The 1,078-nt window shown below is 73.6% G+C and carries 1 protein-coding gene; it reads left to right on the top strand.

Annotated elements, in window-relative coordinates:
* On the top strand, window positions 1-751 hold a 751-nt coding region (locus EYA84_RS32225; protein ID WP_131057897.1), incomplete at its 5' end, for a diacylglycerol kinase family protein.
* Between the last annotated feature and the right edge of the window lie 327 nt (window positions 752-1,078).

The following is a 1,078-nucleotide window of genomic DNA, read 5'->3' on the forward strand; positions in this document are numbered from 1 at the left end:
GGCCTGCCGGGCGGCGGTCGCCGAGGGAGCGTCCGCGCTGGTCGCGGTGGGTGGCGACGGCACGGTCCACCGGGCGATGCAGGCGGTGGCCGGCACCACGGTGCCGTTCGCCCCGGTACCCGCCGGCACCGGCAACGACTTCGCGATCGAGACCGGATTCCCGAGCGATCCGCGCGCGGCGGCGGACGTGATCGCGGCGGCGCTGCGCGCGGGCCGCAGCCGTCCCGTCGACCTGGCCAGGATGACCGGGTACGACGACACGGTGCGCTGGTACGGAGCTGTGCTCGCGGCCGGCTTCGACGCGATCGTCAACGAGCGGGCCAACCGGATGCGCCGGCCGAAGGGCGCACGCCGCTACGATCTGGCGATCCTGGTGGAGTTGGCCCGGCTGCGCCCACGCCGGTACACGCTCACCCTCGACGGTGAGCGGGTCGACGTCGACGCGGTGCTGGTGGCGGTCGGCAACAGTGCCAGCTACGGCGGCGGGATGCGGATCTGCCCGGACGCGGACCCGACCGACGGGCTGCTCGACGTGGTGGTCGGTGGCCGGTTCGACCGTCGTACGCTGATCCGCGTCAAGCCGCGCATCTACGCCGGCACGCACGTGGACCACCCGCTGGTGCGCACCTACCGCGCCCGCACGGTCACGGTGGCCGCCGAGGGCATCACCACGTACGCCGACGGCGAGCGTTCGCTACCCCTCCCGGTCACCGTCACCGCCGTCCCCGCCGCCCTCCACCTCCTCCACTGACCCGCTCCCACCCCGCCTGCACTCCCCTGCACCCCCGCACTGCCCGCGTCACCCACCCCGCATCACCCTCCGCCCTCACCAGCACACCCTCCCCGGCGCAAGCCAGCCCCCACACCCGCCCCGACGTTCCGCACCTCACGCTGACCCCGCCGATCATGGAGTCGCGGCGGCCGAGAATGCTGGCAAAAGCCGCGAACCAGCGACCACGACTCCATGATCGCGTGAGCCGCCCACGCCCGCCTCGTCGATCAAGAAGTTTGATCGCGCCCGGGGGCGGCGGGTGACGCAAACTCCTTGATCAACCGGACGGGGGGTGGGGGTGGGGGG

This window comes from Verrucosispora sp. SN26_14.1 (assembly GCF_004307965.1).
GTDB lineage: Bacteria > Actinomycetota > Actinomycetes > Mycobacteriales > Micromonosporaceae > Micromonospora.